This window comes from Fibrobacter sp. HC4 (genome assembly GCF_023373925.1).
Classification (GTDB): Bacteria; Fibrobacterota; Fibrobacteria; order Fibrobacterales; family Fibrobacteraceae; genus Fibrobacter.
Map to the genome: position 1 here is coordinate 143,836 of NZ_JALCZV010000005.1, position 17,917 is coordinate 161,752.

Here is a 17,917-nt window from a genome sequence, read left to right on the forward strand (position 1 = left end):
TTCTCTGCCATCTTATTTTTTTTATGTTCATTATCATGAAAACGTCTCGTTGTCCTATCTGGGTCTTTGTATGGTCACTCATCCTGGCGACCAGTGTCTGGAGCATACCCGCCCCCGAAAAGAACTACGAGGTAAGACAACCCGACGGAACCACCCTAACCGTAACCAAGAAGGGGGACGAAAGATTCCATTACGTCGAATCCGTTGACGGCTACCCCATGACCCGCGACAGCAAGGGCGTACTCCGTTACGTAGGCGATGACGGCAAACCCTCTTCCAGAAAGCCGCACAAAAAATCAGACGCCCTCAGCAAACTCCGCGAACAAATCAGCAACCCTATCAATCCGGACGCCCCGGCAAAAATGGATAGCGCCAATACGGAGCAATCCACCCCGTCGCCCCTCCGTATGCCCGCCGTAAATCCCAATCTGAAATCCGGAGAAAAAAACGTCCTAGTCGTCCTCGTCCAATTCCAGGATGTGAAATTCTCTTCCGAGAATCCCCAGGCCGTTTTCGATAGTCTACTCAACCAGGAAGGATACAAGCTAGGCGGAAATCAGGGCAGCGCCAGAGATTACTATGTAGACAATTCCCTTGGCATATTCAAGCCCCACTTTGACGTGGTCGGTCCATTCACTGTCAGCAACACAGTAGCCAATTACGGAGAACTATCCCGCAACGGAACCATGGGGGCGCAAAACGCCTTGAAGGAAGCGCTGGACTCTCTTAAAAAACAGAATTTTGATTTTAGCAAGTACGACAACGACAACAACCGTTACCTAGACTTCGTCCACATGATCTTTGCCGGCTTCGGCGCCCACGATTCCAAACAGGATTCATCCATTTGGCCCCATAAATGGATATTCAGAAGTCCCTACAGGGTTTCGACATCCCTGAGAAAGACCTACTACGTAGAACCCTACGCCTGCAGCGCCGAACTGGATGGAGCAACGAACCAGCAAGATTCCACGACAAAAATAACATCGGGTGTCGGGCAGTTCCTTCATGAATTCAGCCATCTGTTAGGTCTTATGGACCTGTATTCAAACAACGATACCATTTTCACTCCTTCCACCTGGGACCTTATGGACGCCGGAGCCTACGACCGTCTAACGACTAAAGAAGCGGCAGGAACGGTTCCGCCAAATTTATCTGCATTTGAGAGACTTTCACTGGGCTGGATTTCTACTACGGAATTGAATATAAAAGGATCCGTCAAACTGAGTGGCCTCCAGAACAACGTCGCCCTGCAAGTGACCAGTCCCAAAAATCCCGACGAATTTTTCTTGATGGAATACCGCAGTTCCTCGGGATGGGACAAAGCCTTGCCTACCCACGGCATGCTCATATGGCATATCGACTATAACAAGAATGCCTGGGATTCCGCCGCCGTAAATACGGGCGTTCACCTGCACGTAGACATCGAAGAAGCCAGCGGAAACGGAAGCTATCAGAACCGAACAAGAACGCCATTCCCCGGAAGTGCGCGAGTCAGAAGTTTTAACAAATTCATCACCTGGGGCAACACAGACCTGGGGGTATCCATTAGCAATATTTCCGAATCTCGCAACTATTCCTACATCACGTTCAATGTGGATATGGACGCCGACTCAGGAAGCATCGACCTGATGGAAGGTACTGCAGAGGACCTGATGGAAGTACCCTCGGACAGCGTTCTCGTGGATGAAGAAATCATCGATCTCCAGGTATCTTCCAGCAGCAAAGCGGAAGTGGAACCGGAGCCTGAATCCAGTTCCTCCCCCTGGATTGAAATCGCCGAAGAGGACGTTACCGGAAACAGGCTTTCGCAGATAAATTTTGAAAGCACGCAAGTCAAGACCTTGCAAGTTTTCTCTATGAACGGTCAGCTTTTATTCCAGGAAGAATTCACCGGCAGCATGCCCACAGAAAAGCTTCGCCATTATAAGCAACCATTGATGCTATCGGTAAGCCGCAACGGCAAAAAAATCGGGCACAGTTTATTTATATTTAGGGAATGAATTCTCTAAAGAAACTTTTGAAAAATCTGGCTCATGGTGGAACCATTGTCGGTCTTATCGTAGCCATCATAATTCCCTTTCTCATTTACCTCGGACCTAATGTAGGCCACAAGTCCACCATACAGATGCTGGATCTTAAATTGCCTATGCCCCTATTCCTCGTGCAGCTCGCCGCAGGGATCGCCCTGCTTGTCATGCTTCACAAGGATTTGCGCGATTGGCTCAAGTCCATCCTTCCGGCGAAACCTTACTGCATCGCCATCCTGGTCTTTACAGCAGCCATTACCATTTTTGCCGGCACCCAGATTGAGGCCCGCCATCGAGTCCAAAGCGATGAAAGCATTTTCCTTTCTGTTGCACAGAACATGTTCTACAACCAGGAATCAGGAACTTGCAACCAGGGGTACTTCGAAAACGGTTCCCTGAACTGCATCGCCAAATCCAACAGCTTCAAGACCAAGGGTCTGGCATTCCTCTACCTCATCGGCATGCCGTTCCTCGGCACTGATCTTCATTGGATATTCAACATGGAATTGGCCATGCTTCCTCTGGCCATCCTGCTCATGTTCCTGGCCGTGGTCGCCTGGACAAGGCAACCGCTCCTAGCCTTCTTCGCCTCCCTGTTAATGGCGCTACAACCCACCGTACTTTTCCAGTTCCGCGCCATGTCCGTGGAACCCCTCTACATTTTCCTTTCGGCCCTGGCACTCCTGGTTTTCAAATGGACCTATGACCGTAACACAATCAAGCATTGGGCCATACTGGCACTGGTTCTGGCCTTCTTCGCCCAGACCCGTCAAGAAACAGTATTCTGCTTTGCGCCCTTCATCCTGTTTGCATTACCCAAACTGTTGGATTCCAAAAGCGCCAAGTGCCCCACCTTCTTCGTTATCCTTTCCGTATTCTCTACCCCCGTTTTGCTGACCATCAGCTACTTCCAGGGATTCGGTTTCCAGGGGGGCGAATTCAGCGCCCACGGCCACTTCCTTGAAGACCTGGTCAAGAACTGGCAAGAGATGACCTTACCCCTCAAGGAAAACGGCGAACTGACCAACCCCTTCCTGACTTACTTCAACTATCTGTTTGCCGTTGGCGGAATCTACCTGCTATTCAGAGCCGTCTGGGATTCCGTTAAGGGATCCGGAGAAAGCCGCTACTTCTATCTGAAAATGCTGGCGTTCCTGCTCCTCTATCATATCCAGACCTACATGATTCTTGAAAACGTCTCCGGTGATTTCGGCATCCAGATCAACCAGCGCTACAGCCTAGTCATGATTCCCAGTATGGCTTTCGTGGCAGCACTGCCCATAGCCCACTTGATCCAGGCATTGGCCAACAGCCTAAGCGACAAGAAGCCTTCGCCGGTCACTCTGATCGCCATTATGATACTGGTCGCCCTCGGCTTTACCGGGTGGACGTTCCACTACAAGGCAGACTTCAACAACAACATCATGTATAACCGCAATCACCTGACCGTAGAAGAACATTCCATCCTAGAATGGCTGGGAGAACTTCCCAAGAAACCGAGGATGTTTATCTATGGCAGACCTTGGCACTTTGTCGGTTACGGAATTTCTTCCATTCATTATGACAGGGCCAGAAATCTGTCCTCCGAAGATATGCAGAACTTGATAGATCGCTACCAGGGAGAAGTCTATTATATCCGTGGACTGGATTGTTGGGATAGCAAGACCTACCACAAGAAAGCAGTGGAACACCGCATCCCCACCACTTGCGACGTATTCGAGCGCGAAATGGAAATGGACGGAATCAAGAACATCCTTATTACGAACAACTACTGGGTTCAAATCGCCAAGTTTAACGGTCGCAAGAACTACAATACCCAAAAGATTATTGACGTCCAGGAACCCAAGCTAACCGAAGCACAGCCCGCAGAAAAAAACTTGAACGAGGTTGATGAAAACACAGACGTAAATAAAGTCGTCACCGACACCTTGAGCATTTCCTACTCCCTAAAGGAATCTAGCGAAGCCATCGCAAACTGGGAACTGATCATTACTCTGAACAACAAGATTATGATCCGCAAGCCTTACCAATTTGGTGAGTTCCAGCAGGTCACCTCGACGGAGGCCTTGCAGCCCGGTTTCAACCAGTTCCGCTTTATAGTTAATGACACAAGTAAGCAGAAAAAACTGGCAGACAAGGTGATTAACTATATGAACAAGGAAGGTGGCGCCGTTCCGCTAACCGAATTGAATTATGAAAGTCATCAGCAAGGCTGGGGCAATCTTCACTTCAACACAAGCATCGAAGGGAAGAAGATGACCGTTGATGGGCAAAATTACGACAGCGGACTGGGAACCCATTCCCCCTCCCAGACGACTTACGATGTCGGCGGCAAGTACTCCCTATTCCGCACCACAGTGGGTCTGGATGACGAATCCCTCTGCAGTGACGGCGTTTTTGTAGAAATTGAAGGTGACGGAAAGGTGTTGAATTCTACACCGGTCTTCACAAATGGTACCGCACACACCTTAACAGTTCGTATTGAAGGTGTCCAAAAGCTAACTTTGAAGTCGACCCCCAAGGGCAGCAAGGACTGCACTCACGTAGACTTCGTAAATGCAGTTCTTATTCCCTAGTTTAAATCGGTTAGGTTAAAATGCTTTTATCTGTTATTATTCCCGTCTTTAACGAAGAAGAAATCGTTGCCAAGACATACGAAGTTCTTGAAGAAGAACTGAAAAACGTGGAACATGAATTAATTTTCGTGAACGACGGATCCAAGGACCGCACTCGCGAAATTGTAGAAGGTTTACTTCCCAGCAACCCCAACAACAAGATCGTGAACTTCAGCCGCAACTTCGGTCACCAGGCAGCCTTTAGCGCAGGCCTGGACAAGGCTTCTGGCGATGCAGTCGTCATTATTGACGGTGACCTGCAGGACCCGCCCAGCCTGATTCACGAAATGCTGGAAAAGTGGCGTGAAGGTTATCAAGTTGTCTACGCCCAGCGCAACAAGCGTGCCGGCGAAACCATTTTCAAGAAGTTTACCGCATTTGCATTTTATCGCCTTATCGGCAAGTTGACCAGCATCGAGATTCCGCCCGACACAGGCGACTTCCGTCTTATGGACCGTTGCGTGGTGGACCAGCTGAAGAACCTGCCGGAACGTAGCCGATTCCTCCGCGGTCTCGTGTGCTGGGTAGGCTTCAAGAAAATCGGAGTCAAGTACGATCGAGCCGAACGTACTGCAGGCACCTCCAAGTATCCCCTAAAGAAGATGCTCCGACTGGCGTTCGACGGCATTACTGGATTCAGTTCCGCCCCCTTGAAGCTCAGTTTCTACGCAGGCATGTTTGCCACAATCGTGGGACTCGGTCTGTTCGTCTGGTCCATTATCGAAAAGATTTTCTACCCCACCACCACGGTTCCCGGCTGGGCATCTCTCATGACGGCCATCGTGTTCTTTGGCGGTGTACAGTTGATTTCCATTGGAATCATGGGCGAATACATCGGACGAATCTATGACGAAGTCAAGCAGCGTCCCCTGTACATCGAAGACAAGAAATAGTAGACAGCCACGAGTGATGAGTGGCGAGCATTGAGATTTAAACAAGGCGGCGAAGCCGCGTTAAACAGAGCAGAAAGCAACGCAGTTGCGAGCTCGAAACTGAAAACTGAAAGCAGAATATGAACAACAAATTATTCGTTATGAGTGCCGCTAGTGGCGCAGGCAAGACCACCCTCAAGGACCTGGTCATCAAGGACTTTCCGGACATCAAGTATTCCATCTCTGCAACCACCCGCCAGCCCCGTGCCGGTGAAGTCGATGGCGTTCATTACTTCTTCAAGACCAAGGAAGAATTTGAAGAACTGATCAAGAATGACGGTCTGATTGAATGGAATGAAGTTCATGGAAACTACTATGGAACTCCCAAGAGTTTCGTTGAACAGACTCTGGCCGAAGGCAATCGAGTCCTGTTTGACCTTGATGTTTTCGGCAAGGTGAATTTTGACAAAGTCTATCCCACCGCAACAGGCATCCTGATTCTCCCGCCCAGCGACGAAGAATTGGAACGTCGCCTCCGCGGTCGTGGCACCGACTCCGAAGAAGTCATCCAGCTCCGCCTTGCAAACGCCAAGAAGGAAGTTGAATTTGCTAAAACTCAGGGCAAGTACGAACACATCATCGTCAACGACGACCTGCAAAAAGCCGCCGACGAACTCCGCGCCATCCTGAAAAAGAAATAAAAAATCGTTGAAATAAAACAGTCAATCCCGAGCCCTCTCGGGATTGACAAACAAAAAATCGTTGAAGCGAAACTCAACGACCAGAATGTGCAACGCACATTCTGAGCAGGGGGTCCAGGAGGGCAGTTAGCCCCCATGCATCTTTATAGAAGCTCTCTTTAGGCGATCGTTCAAGGCCATCCCCACCCCAACATTGGGAACCGGGTCCACCAAGATCAAATCGTATTCCGGCAAATCCAGATCATGCATGTAGGCATACAGTTTGGCGGTCGCTTCCAACATATCTCCCTTTTCGGAAAGATTAAGGGTAGCGGGAATCGGCCCGACGGTATCACCAAATGCAATACGCACAGTATGTTCCGGAAGTTTGAATCCGGCAGGAACCTCGCCGTAATAAAGAGGCACCTGAGGGCGGTAATGGGTATCGCACTGGCCAGGAGCGGCCATGGGTTGACCCGGCTTGGATGTAGATTCCTTGATAGCCACCTTGCCCAAGACCTTCTCCACCATTTCGGGAGTTATGGCACCGGGGCGAAGAACCGTAGGAATTTCCGTCACCACGGATATGATGGAACTTTCAACGCCCACGTCGCAGGCGCCACCATCAACAATACCCGCCAACCCACGATCAGCCAGCTGGTCTGCCACATGCTGGGCGGTTGTGGGGCTCACGTGCTTAAACAGGTTTGCGCTAGGGGCCGCCAAAGGCACACCAGCCTTGCGGATAATTTCCTGGGCAATGGGATGAGCCGGGAAACGTACAGCTACAGAAGGAAGGCCGCTAGTACACAGGTCAGGGATGCAATCCTTCTTGGGAAGGATCAAGGTCATGGGACCAGGCCAATAAGCTTCAGCCAGCTTGTAGGCCGCCTCGGGAATATCCTTGGCAATATCCTTCAACTGTTCCACATCGCAAATATGAACAATCAGGGGATCAAAGGTCGGACGTTCCTTAATGGCAAAAATCTGTGCCAGAGCCTTAGGCTCGTATGCATTGCCGGCCAAGCCGTAAACCGTTTCGGTAGGAATAGCCACCACCTGCCCGTCTGCCAAAAGTCGGGCGGCTTCATCCACTGATGTCCAAGGGGGAAATTTCATGATGGCCCAAATTTAGAAATTTGACACCGATTCTGCTAGATGCAAAAAAGGATGGCCCAAAGGACCATCCTTAAATTTTTGCATTTACCCTTAGGTTTCCGCTTATTCTGCGGTTTCGGCAGCGGGAGCCTCTGCAGAAGCATCAGCAGCTTCTTCAGCCTTGGGTTCATCCTTGCGGCCAAAAGCGAACACCTTGTCGCAGGCGGAGTTAAAGCGGTTCCAAGTCTTCTCGGAATGTTCACGGGGAACGGCACCCACTTCCTTCCAGAGGCGACGGAGGTGCTTCACCTTGTTCATGGAAGCGCCCACAGTAGCTTCGCTCAGGTCGGTCAGCAGGTCTTCGGCCTGTTCGCAGAGCAGCAACTTCTTCTGAAGGTTGTTCTGGCGAGCCTGTTCCTGAATGTCCAGCTGGTCACGACGGCGGGTGAAGAAGTCATCGCAGATTTCGCGGAAGCGCTTGTACATAGTCATGTCTTCGGCGCCGCAAGAACCGGCTTCACGCCATTCCTTCTGGATTTCGCGGACAGCATCGGCCAACTGGTTGGAACCGGCGCTTTCTGCAAATTCAGAAACCTTGTTGATCATTTCCTGCTTCTTGGCCTTGATTTCGGCAAGGGCGGCAGCCAGGGTTTCATCGGCTTCTGCCAGGCGGGCAAGAATCTTATTGTAAACGGTATTGAAGCGATCGCTGATAGCTTCTACGGCTTCCTTGGGAACCATACCCAAAGACTTCCATTCTGCTTCGGCGGCCTTCAATTCTTCCAGGGAAGTCTGTTCGCTAGTACCTTCCAGCTTTTCGCAAAGGGCGGTCTTGGCCTCCAGATTCTTCTGCTTGGAAGCATCCATTTCTTCGAAGTGAGCACGCTTCTTTTCAAAGAAGGCATCGCAGGCGGTACGGAAGCGAGTCCAGATTTCGTCAGACTTGCTCTTGGGTACGGGGCCAGTAGCCTTCCATGCATCCTGCAGCTGTTTTAACTTGTTAGAAGTTGCATTCCAGTCGCTGGATTCCTGAATGGCTTCTGCTTCCAGGCAGAGGGCAACTTTCTTTTCGTAGTTAGCTTCGCGGGATTCATCTTCAGCCTTCAGGTTTTCCTTATGCTGAGCATAGAAAGCGTTGGTAGCGGCCTTGAAACGTTCGGTAAGGGCAGCCACGTTTTCCTTGGGAACCATGCCGATGTTCTTCCAGGATTCCTGGAGTTCCTGAACGGACTTGAACTTGTCCTTCCAGAAAATTTCAGCATTGGCAACCAGTTCTTCGATCTTCTGGCAAATGGCTTCCTTGTCGGCCAGGTTCTTAACGCGTTCTGCATTCATCTCTTCGATAAAGGCAGCGCAGTTTTCCTTGACCTTTTCATAGTAACCCTGGAAGCGATCGCGGTAGTCCTGAAGCTTTGCTGCAGATACGGGGCCGATTTCCTTCCAGCGGTTGCTGAATTCGCGGAGCTTGCTAAGAACGTTCTGGCTAGCTTCTTCCTTGGTCAGTGCTTCCATTTCGGTCAGCAGTTCATCGCGAGCCTGTTCGTTACGCCAGTTTTCCCACTGCTGCATTTCCTGGAAACGGCTGGTTGCAGCCTTATATTCCTGCCACAGGTCGTGGTACTTGAACTTCTGTTCGCCAACGATTTCCTTCCACTGGTTGTAGCATTCACGAACCTTCTTGTTCAGTTCGCGGAAGTCTTCATTTTCGTCGAAGGACTTGACCTTTTCGATAATGGCCTTCAACTTGACGGAGTTTTCTTCAACCATCTTCTGAGCGGATTCAGTGAAGGAAGAAATCTTTTCGGAAAGCTTATTGCGAAGAGCATTGTAGGACTGAAGGATCGGATCTTCACCTTCAAGCAGGGGCAGCTTTTCCCATTCGCGGACAATGCCGTGAAGATGCTTACCGGTAGTTTCATTTACGTCGGTGTCAGCCAGAGCCTGCAGACGTTCCAGCAGTTCCGGACGGGCTGATTCGTCAGCAGCGTCTACAGCAGGAGCATCCACCACCACAGGCTTGCGGACTTCCTGAACCTTGAAGTAGGCGTTGTTAAAGCGCTTGATCAAGGAGGCATCCATCATGGACTTGCCTTCGGCCCAATCGTTCAAGATAGCGTCAACGCGTTCTGCGCTATCGGCCAACTTGTTTTCGGAAACCAGCTGTTCCAGTTCTTCGAGGCTAGCAGAAAGAGCGGCAATCTTGGCGGCCTTTTCGGCGGCAGCCTTTTCAGCGGCAATCTTTTCGGCATTGGCTTCATCGCAGAACTTATTAAAGCTTGCATAAACTTCATCCAGGGCAGCCTGCTTGTCACCCATGCCCAAGGCGCGGGCTTCGGCCATCAGTTCTTCAAACTGAGACTTCACAGCCAGAGGATCCTTCTGGGCAGCCAGGTGATGTGCCTGACCCAGCAGAGCCTCCTGCTTACCTGCCAACAGAGCAGCAGCCTTCTTGCCGCCATCTTCGGCTTCCTTCTTGGCGCGAATCTTATCGGCCACCATCTTACGGACGGAAGTATGCTTGGAGCTCTTGGCGATGTCAGCCATAAAGGATTCAGAAGTCACCTTTTCGGCAGCGGCCATGGCAACGGATTCCTTGGCATCGCGGGTAGCCACAATGGTAAGAACGCTAGCCTTGGTGCAAGACTTCACCAGTTCTTCGCGGATGGCATCGCAAGTAGCGGCAGCCTTCAGCAAGTCATCGGCGAAGTGAGTATCCTTAATTTCAGAAAGCAGTGCAATATCTTCACTCGTTGCAGAATCCAGGGACTTCAGCTTCTTGACGATTTCTTCCAGATAGCGGTTCTTTGCCAGGGACTTTACACTTTCGTCGGCATCATTCTGAGAGATGCGCTTGAGAGTATCCAGGCTAGCCACCTTCTTGACGGCAGCTGTACGAACACGAACATCCACGTCGCTGGCAAGACCTTCAATAATGTCCTGATCGTCGACTTCGTCTACCGCCTTGAGGCGGATAGCGGGGTCAGACTTTTTCCAGTTCGGTTTTACAAAATCAAATAAGCTCATAAATTTCTCCAATAGGTAGACAAGCCCTTGGGGGCTCGTGTATAGCATAATCTAACTAAAAAAAGTTTTGTCAATAAAAAAATGGCAGAAATTAGGTGCTTTTTACACTATTAACTATCTTTGTTGCCGTGGCAAGACGAATTCCCAAACTAAACGCCCCCGAAGAAGTTCATAACAAGCTCAAACCCGAGCTGCTGACCGACTTCTGCGAAGTGTACATCCCCATGGCTCCCGATGTCTATACATACGGAGTCCCTGTTGGCGTCACCCTGAAACGCGGTGATGTTGTATGGGTTCAGTTCGCCACACGCAAGAAGCCTGCCCTGGCCGTAGTTTCCAAGGTACACCAGCAGCGGCCCTCATTCCAGGTGCGCCCCGCCTACCCTCACCAATCCGGATTCTCCTTTAACGAACGATACATGGAAAATCTGGAATGGGTCGCCAGGTATTATATAAGCACGCCAATGAAATCGCTATTTGTTTTTTGGCCTGCCGATTTTGAAAAGTTCCTGGACGCCCTGGCCGCATCGAAAAATTCAGACTTGCCGGCAGACACCCCTAGTGCAACCATAAAGCCATCCGCAGGATCTACCGCCCAGCCGCCGCTGACGTTAGAACAAAATAACGCACTGCAGTCCCTAGTCGCCGATCTTAACGGCACAGGTTTCCGCGGCACCCTCCTTCACGGCGTTACCGGTTCCGGCAAGACCCGCATTTATCAGGAGTTAGCCCGAGTCGCCCTGAGCCAGGGCAAAAAAGTTTTAATCCTGGTTCCCGAAATCGGTTTGACACCGCAGACTTCCAAACGGTTTGAAGACTTTCTGCAAGTTCCCATCGTGGTTCTGCACTCCGCCCTGTCCGCCCCCAAAAAGCGAGAAGGCTATCTGTCCATTATGCGCGGTGATGCAAAAGTAGTCCTTGGTACCCGCAGCGCCATTCTGGCTCCCTTCGACTTTGACCTTGTCATCTTAGACGAAGAACACGATTCTTCTTTCAAGCAGCAGGACCCTGCCCCACGATATCACACCCGTGAACTAGCATTCCACTTGGCATTCAAGCATGGAGCCCTTGTGGTTTTAGGCAGCGCAACTCCTTGCCTTGAAACCTACACAAACGCACAAACCGGAAAGCTAAAGCTGTTGACGCTAAAGGAACGCGCCACCCAGGCACCCATGCCTCACATCGACATCGTAGACATGGGCAAGAACCGCCAGCAGAAAGGCATCATGCTCTCCCCCGCCCTCCGCGAAGCCCTGACCGAAAACGTGGCCGCCGGAGACCAGGCCATCATCCTGATGAACCGCCGCGGTTATTCAAAGGTTCGAGTCTGCACGGAATGTGGAGAAACCCTTTACTGCAAGAACTGCCACATTCCTCTGGTATATCATAAGCAGTACCGTTCTCTCATGTGCCATTACTGCGCCACCCTCTACCCCGTAAACACCCCCTGCGGCAGCTGCGGAGCAGACACCTACGAATTCGTGGGCGGAGCCATCGAAATGCTGGAAGAAGAAATCAACGGCTGGGTTCCCGGAGCCAAAGTCATCCGCATGGACCGCGACACCACCCAGAACGTAGGTGCCACCGAAAAAATTCTGGACCAGTTCCGCAGCGGTGAATTCAACATTTTGCTGGGCACCCAGATGGTTGCCAAGGGCCACGACTTCCCCGGAGTTCGCTTGGTAGGAATCGTCGGAGCCGACAGCGGCACAGGCATCCCCGATTTTAGAACAACCGAACGTCTTTACCAATTATTGAGTCAGACGGCAGGTCGAGCCGGCCGAGCCTCCCGCAAATCCGACGACCCGCAAAGCGACCAAGGCCGAGTATTCATTCAGACTTTAAAGCCCTCCGAGCCGGTGATGCAATTTGCCATTCACCATGACTTCGAAGGTTTCGCCTCCATGGAAACTGACGACCGACAAGCCGCCTGCTACCCGCCCTTCTGCAAGCTGGTAGAAATCAGCTGCGGCAGCAAGGACCCAGACCTTTTACGCCATACGGTGGAACGTCTAGAAAACATCCTCCGCGCCGACAAGAGCTTTATGGTATTAGGCCCCGTAGACGCCTTCGTCCCCATTGTGCAAAACGTACACTGGACCAGACTCTACATCAAGACACAGGATCTGGCCCCCGTGCGGAGAATTCTTTCGCCCATCGTCAACTCCCCAAAACCCTGGGTTATGGGAGTAGATATAAAGGTGGAAATTCAATAGGAAACGCATACAAAAAAAACGGATGTTCCTTATAGGAGCATCCGTTCTTCATTAGAAACGTTTTGACTTAGAACACAAAGGTAATCACACCAGCCAAAAGACCTGCACCGGCAACGCCATAGAAAACGTTACGGAGCGTCTGATGATGGTCGATATCATCTACAGCCTTTTTCTGAGCAGCCTGTTTTTCTTCGTAATTGCTGAACACAGAAGTGTTATAATCGTTAGCAACATCATTAGCCTTTGAGTTCTCATAGATGCCCACACCTACACCACCGGCAATAAGAACTGCGGCAGCAATTCGGGTCCATGCGCGCCAAGTCCAGGACTCGCCAGACTGCTGCTGAGTCGAAGGCATATCGCTACCGTAGGCATATTCTGCAGTAAGGCCGCGGGTTTTCAATTCACCAGCAAGAATAGAATCGGACTTGGCTTTCCAATTGACAAATTCAGGTTCATTGGCAAATTCATTCACAGAGAAAGAACCGTCCACGTCAAAGGGAACTCCGCCACGGCTCAAGTAAAGATTGGACATTGCGATATAGCGGTCGCCAGCCTGAGTCTTCAACGGGAAATTCAGATATTCCACTTCGGTCTTGAAAGGAGCGGAACGATCAAAGGTTGCAGCCTTGTCAATCGGCATTTTCATCACACCGCTAAACAAGAACGGAGTTGCGACATCCAAGGAATCCACCACGGACACGCTGAAGGTTTCAGCTTCAGAATCATAAGAACCAATGGTCACCTGAGCCTTGGGAACTTCGGCACGAATAGTCTCCGCCTGAACAGCAACCATGTAGTCGTTCAAGACTTCAATGGCGCGAAGCAGACGTTCACGATACTTGTCACAACGGGAAATCAGTTCACTATACTGACGGTTTCCTTCTTCTTGCCACTGATCCCTACGGCGAGCGAATTCTTCGGATGATTCGTTTGGCTGCTGGGGAGACAACTTGGGGTAAGTGGCCATAAACTTGTTGATCATCTGAGTGCGTTCGCCATCAGTCTGTCTGATACGATTTTCGATGATAACCACACGAGCCTTATACTCTTCAGACTTTGTGGAATTCTTGAGCAGAAGTTCAGAAAGTTTGATTTCACCTTCTCTAGAGAAAATGCTCTGTTCTTCAAGAACAACATCAAGTTTCAACTTGGTATTGGCCTTCAATTCAACTTCTACAACTCTTGTTTCGTAAGAGGGATAAGAAACGGTCACCGTCAACTTGCCAGGAACAACGCTTTCGAACTTAGCGGGAGCTTCCAAGGACTCACCCGTAGTAGACAGAACCACTTGAGCATTTTCGGGGAAGGTACGCACTTCTACATCGGAGTACATACCAGACTGAATCTTCCTGATTTTATCAGCCGCTTCTTCAAGTTCAGCGATACGCTTTACTGCAACGCGGGAACGTGCTTCAGAAAGTGACTTAACTTCCTTGTCGTAGACAGCTCTGCGTTTTTCAAAATCAGCCATCTTTTCAAATTCGCCCTTGGGAGCCAGAGGGGGCAATTGAGCCTTGACATCGGATTCAATCTGCTGTACGAAAATGTGGGCGGCGGTAACGCTGTCCATAATCAGCTGCAGTCGGTTGGAATAAATGTTAAAGTCGTCGGTATCCTTGGCGGTCAACTTATCCAGATCCAAAGCAGCACCAGCAGGAGCCACATTAGCCACAGGGGTAGGACTCTGCGGAGCCGGTTCTGATGCTACGGGTGCAACCGACGGTACGAAAGTAGCAGGTTGTTCGGCAGCCGGGGCAGGAGCCGGAGCAGGAGCGGGCTGGGCCACAGGAGCGGGTGCCGGGGTAGGAGCCGGAGCGGGCTGGGCCACAGGGGCGGGTGCCGGGGCAGGAGCCGGAGCGGGCTGTGCCACAGGAGCGGGTGCCGGGGCAGGAGCCGGAGCGGGCTGGGCCACAGGGGCGGGTGTCGGGGCAGGAGCCGGAGCGGGCTGAGCCTCAGGAGCGGGTGCCGGGGCAGGAGCCGGAGCGGGCTGTGCCACAGGAGCGGGTGCCGGGGCAGGAGCCGGAGCAGGCTTAGGAGCAGTTTTTGCCGCGGGAGCAGGTTCATCCCAACCAGCGTCGTCCCAACCGACAGAATCCCAATCATCAGCCAAAACAACCGAACTGCAAAGTACTAGCGCTCCAAAAAGAACTTTTAAATTCATATCGCGTCCCTCAAAATCTTATGTAATAGAAAAGATACATTCTGTATGATTTATATGCAACAACTCACCACTCAAAAATCAACCCTAAAGGGTATGTAGGAAAGCAAGCATAGGGGAAATTAGATGCCAAACTTCTCAAAATTTTCGTAGGTATAATCTCGGGTAAAGGCATTAAAATGCCACCATTCGCTTCCTAGAGGAACCCATCCCGCCTTTTTCATAATAGAACGAAGTTTATTGCGATTGTCTATCTGCTGTTGAGTCAAACGACCACTTTGCAAAGCTTCAGACTCCCCTACAGAACCCGCACAGCGTTCAAAGGAATCAAAATCAGTCCCCATATCCAGCAAGTTTCCTTCTGCATCCGTAAGACTCAAATCCAGAGCAAGTCCGAAATTATGAAGTCCCCCTTTCGCCGGAGAAGAAACGTAATGGGAATATGGAGTTCCTCGCACGGTATTCCTCAGGGCAGCCTGAGCGTAAACAGGTCGAGCGGCATCAAAGATGACTAGCTTGGCTCCCGGGAATTCCTGTTCCATGACATGGATGGTTTTCTTCAGTTTCTCGTAGGCTTCTTTGCGGACAAAAGCCCGCTGCACGCCGCAATACAAGTCATGTCCCGTTACGTTATCAAAAGTCGCATAGCGTAAATCCATGCGCAAGCCTTTCATACGGGTAATTTCCACAAGGCTGGAATCCTGTTCGGCAAAGGCAATCCACTGCTTTACTGCGGAACAGAATCGCAAAGGTTTTTCGGGCTTAGGCGGAACAAAGGCGACATCCGTAGGATTCGCCAATGCCATACCACAAAGGGCCAAAATTACAAGAAGGCGGAACAAGCTAAACTAGAACTGAACTTCTACACCAAACTGAGGGTACAATCCCAAGCCCTTAGCCATAAAGGGAACCAGATCATAACCGTCAGCAGAATTCTTCTTGCGGTCATCACGAGTTACATAAGAACGTTCGCGGTAGTTGTCGGAACCCAGGAATTCAACATCCAGATTTGCAAAGATGTTATCCAGTTCCAGATAGAACCTGGCCGTACGGAAGAAACTCTTCTTGGGAATCAAATCCAAATTGACGCGAAGGTCTGTGCGGAAGAAATCCGTAAACTGGTGATAATCTTTCAGTTCTCGAGTGCCAATGGAATTGGCTGTAGCCGGGGTAATCGAATAGTAATACAGCGGACGATGCAAGGCTGCATGATGAGTCAAAATTACAGACACGATAGAGTCCTTGCGGGGATAGTAGCGGAAGTGAGAAAGAATATCAAGACGGGAATTGGCTTCCCAGGGCAAGCTCCTACCGCCATCCAGTTCATATTCACCGTATACAGAGCTGATGTTTGTCGCCATGGAGAAATGGTGAGAAGTCTTTAATTCTGCAGAACCCGAAGCACCGGCTACCCAGGCGAAATCCACCGGAGTCACATCATTATAACGGGCATAGGCCTTAGGCAAGGGCAGCAGCGGATCCGCATAATAACGACCAAAACCAGAAGCCTGGGCAATGAAGTACTTGGAATTATAACCAAGGCCCAGCTTAGCGGAAACACCCGATTCCAGACGTCCCGTCAGTTCGCCATCATCAAAGTAAGGTTTCCAGTCGCTGCGGTAGGCGGCATTACCAAAAAGGCGCCAGAAAGCAGTATCGGTCTTAGAAAGATTCTGCTGATAATCGAAAGAGGCCGTAGGAGCGGCTTCATGTTCACCCGCATCGGCAACAGCACCCAAAGAAAGAATCTTCTGAGAGTAGTCGCTCTTCCAGTTCAGACGACCCGCTCCAGAAAGCACACCCGTCTGATGATCCTTGGATTGAACACCACCAAATTCAGGATACTTATGTTCAAGAACATGATGTTCATACAGAAGAGCTCCGCTTAACTTTGATCCATAGATATCACCTTTGAATTTCTTATCCAGGCCACCGCTAAGAGTTGTGTGGGTCTGTTCGTAGCTGTCGATGAAAGCCTTTGCCATATCCTGGTCGGTACTGCCCGGGCTACGGAAACCAATCGTATCGCGCAAGGTGTCGCCCACATGTTCGCGAACCATACCTGCGTGGAAGCTGGTACCAAAACGGGATTCATATTCGGCGCCAATGACCAAGTAAGACTGCACACCTTCAATGATATCGATAAAGGCCACAGAATCAATGCGTCTAGAAGTATCCTGGTGTACGCTATATTCGTCGGAACTATACAAGGTTCGCAGAGCCCAGGTATTTCCTTCGGAATCCGAGCCGTTAAACTGGGCATAAACATCCATGGCGCTCAGGTCATAGGGGTTCGATTCAGCCACCTTGCAATCCTTGCAATCATCGGTATTCTTACGGAACTCAGAGAAGAACTTTTCTCCCATGTTCTTCAACATGTCTGCGTCCAGCATTCGGAATGCAAAACGGAAACTATCCCAGAAGAGCCACGGAGCATCCACCACAACTTCTCTCATGGTAATGCCAGCAGTTCCTCTCAAGCCCCAATCGCCCTTGGTCTGTTCGGGAATGTATTGCACAGAAGTTGCCAGGCCCTGACCGATGGGACCTTCGCCATAGTTGTCATGAATTTCGATACCGCTCAAGGTATGAGGGTTAATCACAGAAAGGTTACCCGGGAATCCCACATCCAGATGACGCATGTTGGGAATGCGGAGACGACCTAGATGGTAAGCCACATCACCGGCACGGGAACCATCATAGTAAAGAGCACTACTAAAATCCTTCTGGCCAGAAATACCAGGCATCTGACTCAAATGTTCCGTAAGGTCGAAACGCATACCGGCAGCATCTTCAAGTTTATCCAGATTAATCTTGCGTTCAACTTCCCACTGAACTTTTTCGGCGCTACCGCCAACAATGGTACTTGCACCCAGGCTACGAACGTTGGTACTCAAGGTAACCACCATATCGAACAGGTCGGCAAAATCCTGAAGTTCCACCACAACGCTATCAAAGCCATCTTTCTTAAAGACGAGGGATGCATTACTGGAGCTTACGGTATACTCAAATCGGCCATCTGAATTCGTTTCACCCACGGACTTACCCGACACATAGGTAATAGTCACATCCTTAATGGGCAAGTCATTTTCGGCTTCAAGAACCACACCCGAAATTAGGGTCGGCGTAGCACCGAATGCTACGACAGCAAAAAATACCACAGACAGAAAAACGATAAGGCGTCGAATACTCATACTAGTTAAATTAGAAATTTTATATTTCGG

10 protein-coding genes are annotated in these 17,917 nt (G+C 50.4%); 5 read left to right on the plus strand and 5 right to left on the minus strand.

Annotated features, from left to right (window positions below; translation table 11 throughout):
• The first annotated feature begins 35 nt into the window (after positions 1 to 35).
• The 4 genes from MMG03_RS04900 to gmk all read left to right on the plus strand — a co-directional run bounded on the left by MMG03_RS04900 (position 36) and on the right by gmk (position 6,215).
• Positions 36 to 2,000, plus strand: a complete 1,965-nt coding sequence (locus MMG03_RS04900; RefSeq protein WP_249505768.1) for a M6 family metalloprotease domain-containing protein — start codon at positions 36 to 38, stop codon at positions 1,998 to 2,000.
• Positions 1,997 to 4,603, plus strand: coding sequence for an NPCBM/NEW2 domain-containing protein (locus tag MMG03_RS04905; RefSeq protein WP_249505769.1), 2,607 nt, complete (start codon positions 1,997 to 1,999; stop codon positions 4,601 to 4,603). The genes MMG03_RS04900 and MMG03_RS04905 overlap by 4 nt, the downstream gene beginning before the upstream one ends.
• 20 nt (positions 4,604 to 4,623) lie before the next feature.
• Positions 4,624 to 5,535: a glycosyltransferase family 2 protein gene (locus MMG03_RS04910; protein ID WP_073157257.1), complete on the plus strand. Its 912-nt coding sequence runs from the start codon at positions 4,624 to 4,626 to the stop codon at positions 5,533 to 5,535.
• 119 nt (positions 5,536 to 5,654) lie between these two features.
• Positions 5,655 to 6,215, plus strand: coding sequence for a guanylate kinase (gene gmk, locus MMG03_RS04915; protein WP_073157260.1), 561 nt, complete (start codon positions 5,655 to 5,657; stop codon positions 6,213 to 6,215).
• Between the two features lie 126 nt (positions 6,216 to 6,341).
• Here the strand turns inward: gmk and MMG03_RS04920 are convergent, their stop codons facing one another.
• Positions 6,342 to 7,313 (minus strand): L-threonylcarbamoyladenylate synthase, encoded by a 972-nt coding sequence (locus tag MMG03_RS04920; protein ID WP_073157262.1) that lies wholly within the window; start codon positions 7,311 to 7,313, stop codon positions 6,342 to 6,344.
• Between the two features lie 102 nt (positions 7,314 to 7,415).
• Positions 7,416 to 10,316, minus strand: a complete 2,901-nt coding sequence (locus MMG03_RS04925; RefSeq protein ID WP_088658572.1) for a DUF349 domain-containing protein — start codon at positions 10,314 to 10,316, stop codon at positions 7,416 to 7,418.
• A gap of 128 nt (positions 10,317 to 10,444) precedes the next feature.
• Between MMG03_RS04925 and priA the strand changes: the two genes are divergently transcribed.
• Positions 10,445 to 12,532, plus strand: a complete 2,088-nt coding sequence (gene priA, locus MMG03_RS04930) for a primosomal protein N' (RefSeq protein WP_088658623.1) — start codon at positions 10,445 to 10,447, stop codon at positions 12,530 to 12,532.
• Positions 12,533 to 12,599: 67 nt separating this feature from the next.
• Here the strand turns inward: priA and MMG03_RS04935 are convergent, their stop codons facing one another.
• From MMG03_RS04935 to MMG03_RS04945, 3 genes are all read right to left on the minus strand, one after another.
• A complete protein-coding gene (locus MMG03_RS04935) occupies positions 12,600 to 14,696 on the minus strand; it encodes a PEGA domain-containing protein (protein WP_249505770.1) in 2,097 nt (698 codons plus the stop codon).
• Positions 14,697 to 14,815: 119 nt separating this feature from the next.
• Positions 14,816 to 15,499, minus strand: coding sequence for a M15 family metallopeptidase (locus MMG03_RS04940; protein ID WP_249505771.1), 684 nt, complete (start codon positions 15,497 to 15,499; stop codon positions 14,816 to 14,818).
• 42 nt (positions 15,500 to 15,541) lie between these two features.
• Entirely contained in the window at positions 15,542 to 17,887 is a 2,346-nt protein-coding gene (locus MMG03_RS04945) for a hypothetical protein (protein ID WP_073283901.1), read from the minus strand.
• Positions 17,888 to 17,917 lie beyond the last annotated feature (30 nt).